General features: G+C 60.7%; 8 protein-coding genes. 2 read left to right on the top strand and 6 right to left on the bottom strand.

The features are described from left to right. Nucleotides 1-53 precede the first annotated feature (53 nt). From BLU76_RS28465 to BLU76_RS28450, 4 genes are all read right to left on the bottom strand, one after another. The gene (locus tag BLU76_RS28465; protein ID WP_092142490.1) at nucleotides 54-1769 is read right to left on the bottom strand and encodes a DUF1302 domain-containing protein; all 1716 of its coding nucleotides are present in this window, start codon (nucleotides 1767-1769) and stop codon (nucleotides 54-56) included. A gap of 375 nt (nucleotides 1770-2144) precedes the next feature. After that, nucleotides 2145-3503, bottom strand: coding sequence for a DUF1329 domain-containing protein (locus tag BLU76_RS28460; RefSeq protein ID WP_170867333.1), 1359 nt, complete (start codon nucleotides 3501-3503; stop codon nucleotides 2145-2147). Nucleotides 3504-3731: 228 nt separating this feature from the next. Continuing rightward, nucleotides 3732-5879, bottom strand: coding sequence for a 3-hydroxyacyl-CoA dehydrogenase NAD-binding domain-containing protein (locus BLU76_RS28455; RefSeq protein WP_092225440.1), 2148 nt, complete (start codon nucleotides 5877-5879; stop codon nucleotides 3732-3734). Between the two features lie 63 nt (nucleotides 5880-5942). Next, nucleotides 5943-7151: an acetyl-CoA C-acetyltransferase gene (locus tag BLU76_RS28450; RefSeq protein ID WP_092142496.1), complete on the bottom strand. Its 1209-nt coding sequence runs from the start codon at nucleotides 7149-7151 to the stop codon at nucleotides 5943-5945. Between the two features lie 389 nt (nucleotides 7152-7540). Here BLU76_RS28450 and BLU76_RS28445 point away from each other — a divergent pair, with 389 nt between their 5' ends. After that, nucleotides 7541-10216 carry a winged helix-turn-helix domain-containing protein gene (locus BLU76_RS28445; RefSeq protein ID WP_170867332.1) on the top strand — a complete coding sequence of 892 codons (2676 nt, stop codon included), beginning with the start codon at nucleotides 7541-7543 and terminating at the stop codon, nucleotides 10214-10216. Nucleotides 10217-10709: 493 nt separating this feature from the next. Here BLU76_RS28445 and BLU76_RS28440 read toward each other — a convergent pair whose 3' ends face one another. Further along, nucleotides 10710-12257 (bottom strand): acyl-CoA synthetase, encoded by a 1548-nt coding sequence (locus BLU76_RS28440; protein WP_092225436.1) that lies wholly within the window; start codon nucleotides 12255-12257, stop codon nucleotides 10710-10712. 74 nt (nucleotides 12258-12331) lie between these two features. Continuing rightward, nucleotides 12332-13780: an aldehyde dehydrogenase family protein gene (locus tag BLU76_RS28435; RefSeq protein ID WP_092225434.1), complete on the bottom strand. Its 1449-nt coding sequence runs from the start codon at nucleotides 13778-13780 to the stop codon at nucleotides 12332-12334. A gap of 143 nt (nucleotides 13781-13923) precedes the next feature. Between BLU76_RS28435 and BLU76_RS28430 the strand changes: the two genes are divergently transcribed. Next, a complete protein-coding gene (locus tag BLU76_RS28430; RefSeq protein ID WP_203417420.1) occupies nucleotides 13924-15075 on the top strand; it encodes an acyl-CoA dehydrogenase family protein in 1152 nt (383 codons plus the stop codon). The last annotated feature ends 25 nt before the right edge of the window (nucleotides 15076-15100 follow it).

The raw sequence follows: 15100 nt of genomic DNA, 5'->3' as shown, positions 1-15100 counted from the left end.
GGAACGACCGTCCGCGCGCGCAGGCGATCGCTCCTGGTAGTCGACTCGACCTGTCAGAACGTGGTCTTGAAGGTCAGAGATACCCAGTCACGATCCCAGTACTTACCCAGGGAGGAGTTATTCAGGCTGCCAGCACCGAGCTCATCGTCCGAATGCTTGGAGATGAAACCGTTGTACTTCAGATCAACGCTGTACTGGGCATAGATGTCCGCAGACACGCCCATGCTCCAGGTGCCCTGCCCTTCGTTGCTACCGAACATGACCGGCGAGTTACCGTGCAAACCGATATCGACAAACAACGGCATGGACAAATCGATTCCCGGCATTACCTGGTACCAGGTCGGCCGGAACATCAGAGACGCGCCTAGAGCATCGCGAGTCTGGCAGGCAATCTTGGTGGCGTTATGGTCGTCGGCGCAATTGTAGCCTTTACCATTGTACGTCTGCGCGTTCTCGGTGACTTCGTCCAGATAGGAGTAGTTCAGCTCAGCGGTCAAGGAAGCAGCATCATAGAATGGCGTCTTACTGAAGTAGGCCACACCGTTGAACACGCCGGACCACAGTTTGCCGCGTGGCACCCAAGTATCCGGGGCGGTACCTTCCGGCACAAAGTTAGAAAGCGGCGTAGTAGCCAGCACCGCATCCTCGCGGTAAGTAATGTCGGTACCCCAGGAAATACCCCAGACCTGCTTGGACAGGCTCACGCCGTATAACTTCTCCCGCTTGTTCGAGGAGTAGTCGATACCCGCTCCCGCCGGAAAGGCACCCACACCGGGAATGACCACCATCTTGGTCAGCACCAGCTGTGGGAAGCGGTTGGTGTACTCGCGGTAATAGAAACCCAGGGTGCCATCGAGCCACTGCGGCGACCAGCGGGCCGAAACGCCCCAGTCGCCGTGTTTCTTGTCCGGCTCATCGGTGACCTCAAAGGGCAAGCCGAAGACGCTGCCCCCACTGCCCAAGCTCAGGCCATCGATCGCGCCAAAATAGGTACCGCCGTTGGGGACCAGCATCGGCTTCCAGTCCAGGAGGTACTGCGCGGCAACGGTCAGATCCGGCTGCAACTGGGCGATCATGGATATCTGGTTGAGCGGTTTGAACAGTTCCTTGGCCTCGGTGCCCGGCGTGGCGAGCGCCTTGCGGATATCCACCGGGCCCTGCTGGTAAGACACGCCGTTGACGAAGGAGAACAGCGATTCGCCCCAATACACGTTATGTTGGCCGGCCTTGAGGTTGACCGGCACGCTGCCCAGGTCGAAGCCGGTAAACACGAAGGCATCCAGGATCTCGCCAGAGGGGCCGTTGTTCCAGCGATCGGTGTAGCGGCTGTAGTTGTCACCGTCACGTCCCGCACCGTTGCCAGCACCACTGGCATCGAGTGCACGGTCGCCCTCGACATCACCGTCATAGGCCTGATCGTACCAGCCGCTGGCACTCAGACGCGCACCGTGACGGTCTTTGTAAATGAAGTCCATCTCAGTGAGGATATCAACTCGATTGGTGACCACGTCGCCGGCATCAGAGAACTTGCGGTCGGACTGGTAGGCCGTCACATCGCCCGCGCCCGCGTCGTTTCCACAAATATCCTTATCGCAGTCATTCACCCGAAAACCCACGTTGTAGCGCACGGTGTTATCCCAGCGCAGCGACATATCAGGATTGCCGAGATCGACCGTAACCGCATTTGCCGGCCCAGCCACACAAAAAACCATCATTGGCGCGACCAGCAGGTTGCCGCCCACTGCCCGGTATCGACTTGCCATATTCATAGACTTGGCTCCTTCTTGTTATTTATTAGCCCACTCGCACATCCCGAACATCGCGGCGGAACACTCCTGGCAGAGGAGCATGAATGCCCCGTACGATGACTACTGGCAGACGACGTTACGCTCCACGGCCCCCACCCCTGTCGTCGGAACCGACGAATCCAGTTAGCGGGACGTGAGTCGATAGAAGTGGCCATAGGAAGCCCGGAAACAACAAGGCCCGCCGAAGCGGGCCTGTCTGCAGCCATCCATCGTCCAAATACATCGGATAGGCAGGCATCTGCACCTAGGGAGCGGCACCTCCGGCCTCCAGCGATCCTTTTTGCAGATAGCACCAGGCCGCCCCCGAAACGAATTGCGGCCTGTACCGTTACTCATTCAACGGATACCCGTCTGCCCCATGTTTTCGGGGGACCAGGTGGACTCCGGGGGTTTGCCAATCGCTGCGTAGCCGCCCCCCTTGAAACCCGTAAAGGACGGCAGAATGTAAGCACCTCGCTCCAGATCGAACGTCAGCGTATTGTCCGGAATCAGTCCATAGCCGTACACATAGTTCGGGATGGTCAGCATGCTGTCGATGCGAATCAGCTTGCCGGTGACATCGTAGCTGTCGGCAGTACCGGCCCCGCTCGCATCTTCATCGATGTAGAAGCGCCGCTTGGGTAGCAGATGACGGAAGCCCGGTTTCAGCGTGGCCTCGACCACCCGCACACGGTGCAGCTCCCAGCGGATGCACTCCGGATTCGGGAAACTCTTTGTGAACAGCTTGTCTTCCGAGCACGCCTTGTAGTCGTAGACGGCGAAGTTGTTGTAGTTGATCAGCTTCTCCTCCACTCCCAGATACTTGAAGTCGTAGCGATCCTGTTTCCCCAGGATCAAACGCTGCTGATCCATGGTGGTGATGCCGCCCGCCACTGGCGACGGTGTGTCATAAGCCAGATCCGGGGCCAATTTGACCCGACGCTGGCCAGGAAGGTACTGCCAAGCGCGCTGTTCGCCGCTAACCTGGTAGCGTGCCAGCGTCTGCTCGCCGTTACGCCGGGCCGGGTCGTACACGAAGAAGCGTACGCGCCAAAACTCGGCACCGCTGCCTTTCGGACCGTTGTCGGTGGTATCCAGAAACTCGCTGGATTCCAATACCTTCAATGCATTCAGCAAAATCCGCCGAGCACTACCATCGACCAGATAGGATCGGGCGTTAGCTTGCAAGGGCGGGGAGTACTGCAACTGGTGGTTCCAGATCACTTCGTTGCCGGTCTTCGGCAGCGGGAACGGCAGACCCGCATAGCAGCCCTCGATACTGACCCCGGCGTTGGCGGTCTTACAGGCGTCCACGTTCTTGCGCGTATTGTCCTGATAGGTTTGCGGGAAACGCACAGTACGCCGAGTCTGGTACACATTCATCTTGTACTCGGGGTAGCGCGCGAACAGCGCCTTTTGCCCCTCGGTCAGGCGCTCGGCGTACTGGGAAAGGTTCTGCGACGTGATGGTAAATATCGGCTTATCGTTCCACGGATCACAGAAGTTGGTCGGCTCACCCTTGTCGTAGCAGGCTGGCGGGCTGAGCGGCTCGTCCGAGTAGGCCGGGATACTGCCGTCGGCATTACCGCTACGCTGCGCACCGAACGCCGTCAGCTCAGGCCCACCCAGTTGCCCGGCCTCGCTGGCGAAAGCTGATTGAACGGCGCCGGCCAGGGCGGCAAGCGCCAATACGCTGGCTAGGTTGCTTCGCTTCATGTTTCCCTCTCTTGTTATAATCATCGGGTGGCGCCACCGCGGCAGCACCAGACTAGGGGTCAACGGGCTCGAGGACTTTCGCCCAGTACCCGCAAGCATTTCAGGCATTGGTGCAATCCGTCCGCCCCCAAGCTACGCGCCCGGGTCGCGGGGGGGCGTTGAATTTAACTTACGCTCAGCCCCTCCCGTTTCGGTCGTCGAAAGCGACGAATTGCGCCGCCACCAGGGTTAACGCAGTTCTTCACCTTTGGCGGCCTTCTCCAGCAGCAACACCGGTGGCGTAAAACGCTCACCATAGGTCTGCGCAAGCTCACGGGCACGCTGAACAAAACGCTCGACGCCATAGCCGTTGACAAACTGCAAGAAGCCACCGGTCCAGGTCGGCGCACCAATGCCGAGGATCGAGCCGACGTTACCGTCCGCCACCGAGCGCAACACACCCTCCTGCAGGCACTTCACCGCCTCGATAACCTGACGGAACAACAGACGCTCCTTGATATCCTCGACCGGCAGCACCACCTCCGGCCTGACGAACAGCTCGTAGAGCCCCGGCCAGATGGTCTTTTCGCCGCCTTCCGGGTAGTCGTAGAAGCCACCGCCATAGTGACGCCCCGGGCGGTTGTACTCTTTGATCAGGATGTTGCCGACCGCGTCGCTGTGGCTGTTGTCGAAGACGGTGGCAAACACGCCCATCTCCTTCTGCGTCTCGTTGACCTTACGCATCAGCTCCAGGCTGACTTCGTCGAGTACGGTCAATGGCCCTACCGGCATGCCGATCTGCTTGCCTAGGTTGTCGATCAGCAGTGGATCAACACCTTCCTGGAGCAGCTTGCAGCCTTCGTCGAAGTAGCTGCCGAAGGTGCGCGAGGTAAAGAAGCCCAGCGAATCGTTGACCACGATGGCGGTCTTGCCGATCTGCCGGGCAAAGTCGAAGGCCCTGGCCAAGGCCGCGTCACTGGTCTGCTCACCACAGATGATTTCCACCAGCGGCATTCTCTCCACCGGCGAGAAGAAATGGATACCGATGAAATTGGCCGGGCGCTTGGAGGCCTTGGCCAACAGGGAAATCGGCAGGGTCGAGGTGTTGGTGCCAAACACGGCAGACTCAGGCAACTGCGCTTCAGCCTGCTGGGTGACCTTGCCTTTCAGATCGACGCTTTCGAACACGGCCTCGACGACGAAGTCGACGCCCTGCAGGTCGGCATAGTCCACGGTGGGCTTGATCAGGGCGAGAATCTCGTCCTTCTTCGCTTCGCTCAGGCGCCCCTGGCTGACCGTCTTGCTCAGCAGCTTCTCGACATTGGCCTTGCCGCGCTCGGCGGCCTCCAGACTGACATCCAGCAGCATCACCTCGATGCCGACCTTGGCCGACACATGGGCGATGCCGTTGCCCATCATGCCGGCGCCAATGATGCCGAGCTTGCTCACTTTGCTCTTGTCGAAACCTGTCGGCCGGCTGGAGCCACCGTTCACTTCGTTCATCTGGAAGAACATGGTGTTGATGATGTTCTTCGCCTGCACGCTGGCGGCCAAGTGGGTAAGGCCACGGGTTTCCACCAGCAGCGCGGCATCGAAGTCCAGCAGGGTAGCCTCCACCGCCACAGCGAGAATACGCTCCGGCGCCGGCAGCAGGCCGCGGGTGTTCTTCGCCGTCATCGCCTGAGCCCCGGCGATCATCTGCGCCACATGGGGTTGCTGCGCAGTACCGCCGGGAATCTTGTGCCCCTTGTGATCCCAAGGCTGCAGGCTGGCGCCATCATCGCCGACCTGCGCCTTTATCCAGGCCTTGGCCGCCGGCACCAATGCATCAGTCTGCTCGATCAGTTCATTGACCAGCCCCAGGGCCAGCGCCTCCACTGGCTTCATGCGCTTGCCTTCAAGCAGCAACGGCAGAGCTCTTTCCAGACCCAGATGGTGCACCAGACGAACGATGCCTCCGCCCCCCGGGAGCAGACCGAGGGAGACTTCGGGCAGGCCGACCAACGCGGCAGGGCTGTTGAGCAGCACCCGGTAGTTACAGGCCAGGGCGATCTCGAAGCCGCCACCCAGGGCCGCGCCATTGATCGCGGCGACCACCGGCACCGGCAAACGCTCAAGACGACGCAGGTCATTCTTCGTCAGCTCGATCTTGGCCTGAAAATCGGCTTCGTCACCGGGCTTGAAATCGGTCAGCTCGTTAAGGTCGCCACCGGCAAAAAAAGTGCTTTTCGCCGAGGCGATGACGACACCGGTCAGGCCGTTTTCCTGCTCTAGGCGATTCACGGTCGCGGCCATGGTTTCGCGGTACAACTGGTTCATCGCGTTGACCGGCCCCGGCATATCCATGGTCACAGTGACAATGCCGTCGGCGTCCTTCTCGTAATTGAATGCGCTCATAGGTTGTTTCTCGTAGAAAGAGTGATCCGCCACGGCACAGACTCGCAGCGGCTTTGAAGTGGCTCAGAGGCGTTCGATGATGGTGGCGATACCCATGCCGCCACCGACGCATAGGGCGATCAGGCCGCGCTTGAGGTTGCGCCGCTCCAGCTCATCCAGCACGGTGCCGACCAGCATCGCGCCGGTGGCGCCGATCGGGTGGCCGAGGGCAATGGCACCGCCATTGACGTTGGTGACTTCCGGCGAGATATCGAGGTCGCGCATGAAGCGCAGCACCACCGAAGCAAAGGCCTCGTTGATCTCGAACAGATCGATGTCCTGCACGCTCAGGCCCGCCTTGGCCAGGGCCTTCTTGGCAGCCGGACCGGGGCCGGCCAGCATCAGCGTCGGCTCGGTGGAGAGCACCGCGGTGGCGACGATCCGTCCGCGCGGAGTAAGCCCCAGTTGCTGACCAATACGTTCGCTGCCCAATAGCGTGGCGCTGGCGCCGTCGACGATGCCCGAGGAATTGCCGGCCGTATGGATGGGCTCGATGCGCGCCACCTGAGGGTACTTGCGCAGGGCTACGTCGCTGTAGCCGAGCTTACCCATGGCCGCGAATGAAGGCTTGAGCTGGCTCAGGGCCTCCAGGGTGGTGGCTGGTTTAATGAACTCGTCGCGCTCGAGAACGACCAGACCATTAAGGTCGCGCACCGGCACCACCGAGCGATCGAAGTAGCCACTGTCGCGTGCATGAGCGGCACGCTGCTGGGAAACCAAGGCGAAGCGGTCAACATCCTCGCGCGAATAGCCGTCGAGCGCGGCCAGCAGGTCTGCCCCGATGCCCTGGGGTACCGACTGCAACTTGAAGGCGATTTCCGGATCCTGAATCCAGGCCTGGCCGGCGGCGCCCATTGGCAGGCGCGACATCGACTCAACGCCACCTGCCACGATCAAGTCCTCCCAACCGCTGGCAATGCGACTGGCCGCCTGATTCACCGCCTCCAGGCCAGAGGCGCAGAAACGGTCGATCTGTACACCGGGCACGCTCTCGTCCCAGCCGGCGTACTGAACCACGCATTTGGCAACGTCGCCACCCTGCTCGCCCACGGGCTGGCCACAGCCGAGCACCACGTCATCGACACGCGAGGTATCCAGATCGTACCGCTGCTGCAGCTCGGTCAGCAGCCCGGCGGCCATGTGCACGGGTTTGACGCTGTAAAGCGCGCCATCTTTCTTGCCCTTACCACGCGGCGTGCGTACGGCGTCGTAAATGAATACTGCCTGTGACATTGGGAGGCTCCTCTTGGCGATTTCGGTTGCATGACCGAAGCCTATGAGCCTCCCTGACCGACCACATCGTCGGAAGCGACGATCACCGCAGTACTGCCGCACCAGACTATGCCAACCCGTATCTGCCGCCAGTGCCATACGACCGCGGGCGGTAGCCCGATAACCAGCCCAGAACTCGTTCACGAGTTCCTGGCCGTCGGCCATACGGTGTTTGAAACAGCCTCGAAATGCTCATTTACACCTCGTAGACTCCGCTTCCTCGGCTGCTTTAACCTTGTCTGGTTTTAGTCACAAGCGTTGAAAGGGCTTGCGCCAGGTACCGCTTGCCCCATAGTTTAAGAAACCAATAAGAACAGGCGGAGGCATCGCACCTCCATGAAGGACTCATGATGTCGTCGAATCACCGCTCCTTGCCCTACATCTCGCGAGCCAAGGTGACGCCTCCCGCCACCTCGCACTTCGAAGTCCCGCGTCAGGCCATGCTCGACCGCGCGGGCCAAGCCGAGACCAGCCGTGCCGTACTGGTGCATGCACCAGCCGGCTTCGGCAAGACCACCTTCATGACCCAGCTGCTGGCCCGCTATCGCCAACAGCGCATGACCACCGTCTGGCTTACCCTCGACGCTGGCGACAACGATGTTTCGCGCTTCCTCAGCGGTTTCGCCACCGCCATCGCCGGCCTACAGCCAGACGCGCCGCAACAGGACCTGGGCCAGTTGCGCAACACCGATCTGGTTGCCTGGATCCTCGACCAGATCGGTACACACCAGACCCCGCTGGCCATTTTCTTCGACGACTTCGAGGCCATTCGCAACCCTGTCGTACTCGGCCTGGTGGCTCGCGGCATCGAGGCGATTCCGCACAAGACCTGCCTAGTCATAGGCAGCCGCACCTTGCCGGATATAGGCCTGGCCCGTCTGCGCGCACGTGGCAGCCTGACCGAGATCGATGCCGCCAGCCTGCGCTTCAGTGTCGAGGAAACCCAGGATTTCCTCACTCAGCGCCGCGGTGTCGGCCTGAGCAGCACCCAGGTCGAGCGCCTGCAGTGCAGCACCGAAGGCTGGGTCACTGCCCTCTGGCTGGCCTCGCTGGCCCTGGAGAACCACGGCGACACCGACAAGTTCCTCGATTCCTTCTCCGGTTCCAATGCGGCCATCGCCGCCTACCTAGCCGAGGATGTGCTGGCCGCCCTGCCCGAGCCACTGCGCCTGTTCCTGCTGCGCAGCAGCCTACTCGACGAGTTGAGCCCGGCTTTGTGCAACGCGATCTGCGGCTGCAGCGACAGCCTCGACATGCTGCGCGAACTGGAGCGTCACCAACTGTTCCTCGTCCCGATCGACGAGCAGCGCGACCTTTACCGTTATCACAGCCTGTTTCTCGACTTCCTCCGCCACCAGATGCAACGCCGTTACAACGAAGAGCTGCCAGCCCTGCACCTGGCCGCCTGCAATGCCTATCTTGCGCAAGGACGGGTCATTCCGGCCATCCGCCATGCTTTGCAGTGCGGCAATACACAGATTGCCATCGACCTGCTCCACCAGCATGTCGACATGCTGCTCAGCCAGGGCCGTCTACGCCTGCTGGCCGAGTGCATCGGTCAACTACCGAAGGCAGAGCTTCAGCGTCACCCCCGACTGCAATTGATCCGCGCCTGGTGCACGGCCTTCACCTGGGGCCCCAAGGAGGCCCTGACCCTGGTGGCCGATATCGACAGCAGCACCCTCTCGGGCGAGTCCGCAGCCTATCTGCTGGCCTTGCGCCCGATGCTGCTGGTGATGATGGACCAATCCGAACAGGCCTACGAGATGGGCACGCAGTCCCTGGCCCAGGTAACCACCGCATACCCCTTCGCCTGGGCCATGCTCAACCAGGCGCTGACGCAGACCAGCATCCTCCTTGGCCGACATCAGGAAGCGCACCAATACGTCGATGAGGCTCGTCGGGCGCAGAGCGATTCCGCTGGCGCGTTCGGTTTCGTCCTCGCCGAATCGGCCGAAGCGCTGCTTGACATGATGGCCGGCCGCCTCAAACAAGCGACCGCGCGCCTGCGCCTGGCCACGACCATGCTCGAAGGCTCGCGCCGACGTGATCGCAATGGCAACGCCCTGGCCGCCGTCCAGCTGGCCGAGACGCTCTATGAAAGCGACGAGTGCGAGGAAGCCCTGCGCCTGTTACTGATCTATACCCCCCTGGTGCAAGATCTCGGTCTCTCCGACGGCCTGATCACCGCCCATACCCTGCTGGCCCGCATCGCCGACGACAAGGGCGACCGTGATCGCGCCCTGCAAATGCTCAGCGAACTGGAAAACGTCGGCCACCGCCTGGGTCTGCCCCGCGTCTCGGCCAGTGCGCGCCTGGAACGGGCCATGCAAACGCTGGCCCATGGCGACCAGAACGGCGCCCTCGAACAATTGGCCCTGGCCGAACAGACCTTTCCCTGGACCGAGACCGCGACCCACTGGGGCATCGCCAACGACACCCTGACCCCGACCATCGGCCGCCTGCGCTGGATGATCCGCAGTGGAGCGTCCGGCAAGGCCATCGCGCCGCTGCGCAGCGAGTTGGCCGAAGCCGAACGCCTGCAACGCGGGCGCCGGGCGCTGAAACTGCGCATTCTGCTGGCCGAGGCGCTGTACCGCGACAACCAGGCGAAAATGGCCCTGCGCACCTTGGAGCGGGCCCTGAAGTTCGCCCAGACCGAAGGCTTCGTGCGTACCTTCCTGGAGGAAGGCGCGACCGTGCAGGTCATGCTGCGCGAGCTGCACAACGAACGCGAGGACAAGGACGCAACGGATGACAGCAGCCTCGAACGCTGGCTGCGCAGCAGCGCCACCGCTCAGCCCGCAGCCGGCAGCAACGGCACACTGGTCGACCCGCTGACGCAGAAAGAGCTGAAAGTGCTCAACCTGCTTGGCCAAGGATTGTCCAACGCGGCGATGGCGGAAAAGCTGTTCGTCTCCGACTCGACCGTGCGCACCCACCTGCGCAACATAAACCTCAAGCTGCACGCCAGCAGCCGCACCCAGGCCATCGCCATCGCGCGACGCATGGGCCTGTGCACCTGAACGCAACACCACTCACCAGCGAAAAGACCGCCCTTGGGCGTAATGCCGATCAGTTAAGCCTCAAACCTGAGGGAGCAAGCTTGCTCCCACAGGTTTTGTGTCATGTGATCCTTGACTGACTGGCATTAGCCCGTGCGCCTCATTTATCTGAATGAATCAACCCGGATACAAACACTTGGTAGCGGCTGGTAAAAAATCAGTTGCAGCGCCACAGCCCCCTGTGGCGAGGGAGCTTGCTCCCGCTGGGGCGCGAAGCGGCCCTAAAACCTGAATCCCGGTTATGCCAGATACAATGGTGTCGCCAGCCTTGGGTCTGCTGCGCAGTCCAGCGGGAGCAAGCTCCCTCGCCACAAAAGCGGCCCTGGCGCCTAATCCCGATCAGTTAAGCCTCAAACCTGAGGGAGCACGCTTTGCTCCCACAGGTTTTGTGTCATGTGATCCTTGACTGACTGGCATTAGCCCTTGGGCGGCCTTTTTCGTTATGGCACGGTGCTCAGGCTAACCGGGCACGGTATTCGTCACGCAGCAGGCGCTTGAGCAGCTTGCCGTTGGGCTCACGCGGCAAGCTCTCGGCGAAGTCAATCACCCGCGGACACTTGATCGGCGACAAGTGCTCGCGGCAGTAGGCAATCAGCTCATCGACCAGCGTAGGGGAAGGTTCCACGCCCGATTCCAGTTGCACCACCGCGCGCACCTCCTCACCAAAGTCACGGTGAGGCGTGCCGATCACCGCCACGTCGAACACCTTGGGGTGAGTGATCAGTACGTTCTCGGTCTCCTGCGGGTACACGTTGACCCCACCGGAAATGATCATGTTGTTTTTGCGGTCGGTGAGGTACAGGAAGCCATCGGCATCCACATGTCCGATATCGCCCACCGTGGCCCAGCCGGCCGCATTGTAGGCCTCGGCGGTTTTCTCCGGGTCCTTGTGGTAGCTGAAGCGCGGGCCGTTGGCGAAATACACCAAGCCATCCTGACCCACCGGTAGCTCCTGACCGTCCTCACCGACGATATGCAGCTCGCCAAGAATGGCGCGACCGACAGTGCCGGGACGCGCCAGCGCGGTCTTGCTATCGACCATGGTGGAACCGATGCTTTCAGTGCAGGAATAGAACTCAGCGAGGATCGGGCCCCACCATTCGATCATCGCCTGCTTGGTCGGTACCGGACATGGAGCCCCTGCATGCACCGCAACCTTCTGACTCGACAGGTCATAGCGCTCACGCACTTCCTGCGGCAGCGCCAGCAGGCGGTGGAACATAGTTGGCACCCACTGACTGTGGGTGACGAGGTAGCGCTCAATGGCTTTGAGGGCGTTTTCGGAGTCGAACTTCTCCGCCAGCACCAAGATGCCGCCCAGGATGGTCATGCCTTGCCCCCACTTCATTGGCGCGGCGTGATAGTAAGGCGATGAAGAGAAATACACCGACTCTTCGTTAACACCAAAACCGCGCTGCATAAGACCTGCGATTACCGCCGTACTACCCAAAGGCAAACCGGTAAGGTTCGGCTTCACCCCCTTTGGCCGCCCGGTAGTACCCGAGGAGTAGAGCATTTCGCTACCCTCCACGGCATCACGAATGGGGCTGCCATCGAACGCTGACAACGCGTCATCGAATAGCTTGACGCCAGGCACCGGGTCGAGGCTGTAGATCTGCGGTGGCCTTGACAAGGCGCGCACGGCATCAAGGATCGCCGGTGCTGTCTTGGCACTGACCAGCAGTACCTGGGCTTCGCAGTCAGCCACAATATAGGCCGCCTCGAGAGCAGTCAGACGCGTACTGATAAAGGTGTAATACAAGCCAGCATAATGCGCTCCCCACTGTACTGCTGGACACTCCAGGCGATTTTCCAGGCAATAGGCCACGTGATCACCTGGCTTCAGACCCAACCACTGGTAAAGGCGGCCGAGCCGGTTGGCATAGGTATCCAGTGCGGCGTAGGTCAGCGTGGCGCCTGTTTCAGCCATGATCACGGCGGGTTTTTCCGGCGTACGCATAGCATGCACGCCTGGGTACAGTTGGGGTTGCTTGTCGCTCATTGCAGCGGCCTCTTGACAGTTGGCATTGCTTACGCTCGTGTGGCTGCACACGATTATGGTTGTTATGCAGTGGTTCACAGATGCTTGAGTATCCAGCCGAGTATCTTGCGCACTCGTGGCTTGTAAGGCGGAAAGAACATAGTCGCCAAAAGCACCTGCGTCTTGACGATGGCGCGCTCATGGGAAAATGCGCGAATACCCCATTCGCCATGGTAACTGCCGATGCCGGAGTTATTGACTCCACCAAACGGCAGGTTGTGGTGCAGAAATTGTGCGGCAATGTGGTTGACACAAGTACCACCAGCACTGGTACGGACAATCAGCGCATCGACACTGGCCGGGTCGCGACTCCAGATATACAACGCCAGCGGTTTGGGCGCTGCGTTGATGCGTTCGATCACCTCATCCAGATGATTGAAAGCGATAATTGGCAACACTGGCCCGAAGATTTCTTCTTGCATGATCCGCGCGTCATCAGGTACGTCCCCCAACAACGTCGGCGAAACAAAATGCGCGCCGACATCCACTGCTCCGCCATAAATCAGTCGCGCACCGCGGGTCTTGGCGTCGTCGATCAGGTCGGCCACACGCTGGGTGTGACGCACGTTGATAACCCGTGACAGTTCAGCATCCATGGCGGCCAGTCCCTCGCCGTACCAGGTGTCAAGGTGGGCGCAAACGCGCTGCACAAACTGCGCACGGATGCTGTTGTGAACATAAATGTGGTCTGGCGCGATGCAGGTCTGCCCGGCATTGATGAACTTGCCCCAGGCGATGGTCTTGGCCGCAAGCTCGATGTCAGCGCTCTGGTCGACCACCACCGGCGACTTGCCGCCCAATTCCAGGGTGACACTGGTGAGATGCTTGGCTGCAGCGGTCATCACCACCTTGCCAATCGACGGCGAGCCGGTGAAGAAAACATGGTCGAAGGGTAGCTCGAGTAGCGCCTGTGCCACACTGGCATCGCCCTCAAACACAGCCACTTCAGACTCATCGAACACTTCACGAATGATCTTTACCAATACCGCCGACAGGTTTGGTGCAATCTCCGAGGTTTTGATCATTGCCGTATTACCACTGGCAATGGCCGGGATCAGCGGCCCCAGGGTCAGCGTTACCGGGTAATTCCATGGCGCCAGAATCAGACAGCGCCCCCGCGGCTCATAGCGAACCCAGGCGCGAGTTCCCAGCATCATCATCGACTGTCGCACACGGCGTGGCTTTAGCCATTTCTTCAGGCGCCTGCAATAGTCCGAGATATCCATGATCACCGGCATCAGCTCGGTGAAATCGACCTCCACCGGTGGCCGTTTGAAATCTTTCCCGGCGGCCTCGACTATGGCTTCGCGATGCATCATCAGGACCTCACGCAAGCGTCTCAGCTTGGCGATGCGCTGCTCGACAGTGGAGCTGCGCAGGCTTAGTGCCGTCTGGCGCTGAATCGCAAATATCCGCTGGATATCCGCCGCCAACTGCGGCGTCAGTGTCTCGGTAGGGAAGATCGGTGCCGGGGCAGCGGACATGGCGCAACTCTCTGGTGTAGGACTGACTGACCCTCATCATCGCCAACGCTTCGAAGATGGAAATCGTCGTAAACGACGACACTGAACAATCCCCCCTTGCCTAGCATGCAGGCATCAGCCCAAAGCAAAGCATGGACATTCCTATGATCGACAGTTACCAACCGCGCTGGATGAACGAAGAGCTTCTGGCGCTGCAAGATCTTGCCAGACGTTTCACCGCCGAAGAAGTTACCCCCAATCAGGAGCGCTGGTACGAACAGGGCGCCACCGACCGCGAAGTCTGGCTCAAGGCCGGTGCCGCCGGCATCCTGCTACCGGACATCTCCAGCGAGTACGGCGGTTCCGACGGCACCTTTGCCCACGAAGCGGTACTGGCCCAAGAACTGTGCTTGGCCGGTGATACCAGTTGGCGCTGTGGCCAGCAGATCCATGTGATCGCCGCCCACTACATCGAACGCTACGGCAGCGAAGAGCAGAAACAGCGTTATCTGCCAGGCCTGGCCAGCGGCGAACTGATTGCCGGCATGGGCATGACCGAACCCAGCGGAGGCACCGACCTGCAGAACATGCGCACCCGCGCCATCAAGCAGGGCGACAAGTACATCATCAACGGTGCCAAGACCTTTATCACCAACGGCTCCATTGCCGACATCCTGGTGCTGGCGGCAAAAACAGACCCCAAGCAAAAAGCCAAGGGCGTCTCGCTGTTCATCTTTGAAACCAACAACCCGGGCTTTCGCGTCGGCCAACGCCTGAAGAAGATCGGCTTGCACGGCTCTGACACCTGCGAGCTGTTCTTCGAAGACTGCGAGGTGCCCGAAAGCGCGCTGCTCGGAGGCGTCGAAGGCCGCGGTTTCTACCAGATGATGCAGGACCTCACCTACGAACGCACCTTGACCGGCATCAACTGCGCCGCCGTCATGGAACGCGCTTTCCGCGTGACCCGCGACTATGCCCACGACCGCACCATGTTCGACAAGCGCCTGATCGATCTACAACACCCGCGCTTCGAACTGGCCGAGATCAAGACCGTGGCCACTATTGCCCGGGTGTTCTCCGACTTCGCCGTCGAACGCTATCTAGATGGCACCATCACCGCCGACATTGCCTCGATGAGCAAGTGGTGGATCAGCGAGCAGCAATGCGAAATCATCAGCCGCTGCCTGCAGTTGTTCGGCGGCCACGGCTATATGCTCGAGTACCCGATTGCCCGCATGTACATCGATGCACGCATCGAACCAATCTACGCTGGCTCCAACGAGATCCTCAGGGAAATCATCGGCCGCGGCCTGTAACGCCCCCTTGGCGCAAGGAGACAAT

Origin of the sequence: Pseudomonas sp. NFACC08-1, assembly GCF_900106735.1 — a bacterium.
Classification (GTDB): Bacteria; Pseudomonadota; Gammaproteobacteria; order Pseudomonadales; family Pseudomonadaceae; genus Aquipseudomonas; species Aquipseudomonas fluorescens_Q.
This window is presented reverse-complemented; position numbering and strand designations above follow the sequence as displayed.

Excerpts from the sequence above, each read along its gene's own strand:
- BLU76_RS28450 (WP_092142496.1), bottom strand. The coding sequence starts at position 7,151 with ATGTCACAGGCAGTATTCATTTACGACGCCGTACGCACGCCGCGTGGT.
- BLU76_RS28440 (WP_092225436.1), bottom strand. The coding sequence starts at position 12,257 with ATGAGCGACAAGCAACCCCAACTGTACCCAGGCGTGCATGCTATGCGT.
- BLU76_RS28460 (WP_170867333.1), bottom strand. The coding sequence starts at position 3,503 with ATGAAGCGAAGCAACCTAGCCAGCGTATTGGCGCTTGCCGCCCTGGCC.
- BLU76_RS28435 (WP_092225434.1), bottom strand. The coding sequence starts at position 13,780 with ATGTCCGCTGCCCCGGCACCGATCTTCCCTACCGAGACACTGACGCCG.
- BLU76_RS28465 (WP_092142490.1), bottom strand. The coding sequence starts at position 1,769 with ATGAATATGGCAAGTCGATACCGGGCAGTGGGCGGCAACCTGCTGGTC.
- BLU76_RS28455 (WP_092225440.1), bottom strand. The coding sequence starts at position 5,879 with ATGAGCGCATTCAATTACGAGAAGGACGCCGACGGCATTGTCACTGTG.
- BLU76_RS28430 (WP_203417420.1), top strand. The coding sequence starts at position 13,924 with ATGATCGACAGTTACCAACCGCGCTGGATGAACGAAGAGCTTCTGGCG.
- BLU76_RS28445 (WP_170867332.1), top strand. The coding sequence starts at position 7,541 with ATGTCGTCGAATCACCGCTCCTTGCCCTACATCTCGCGAGCCAAGGTG.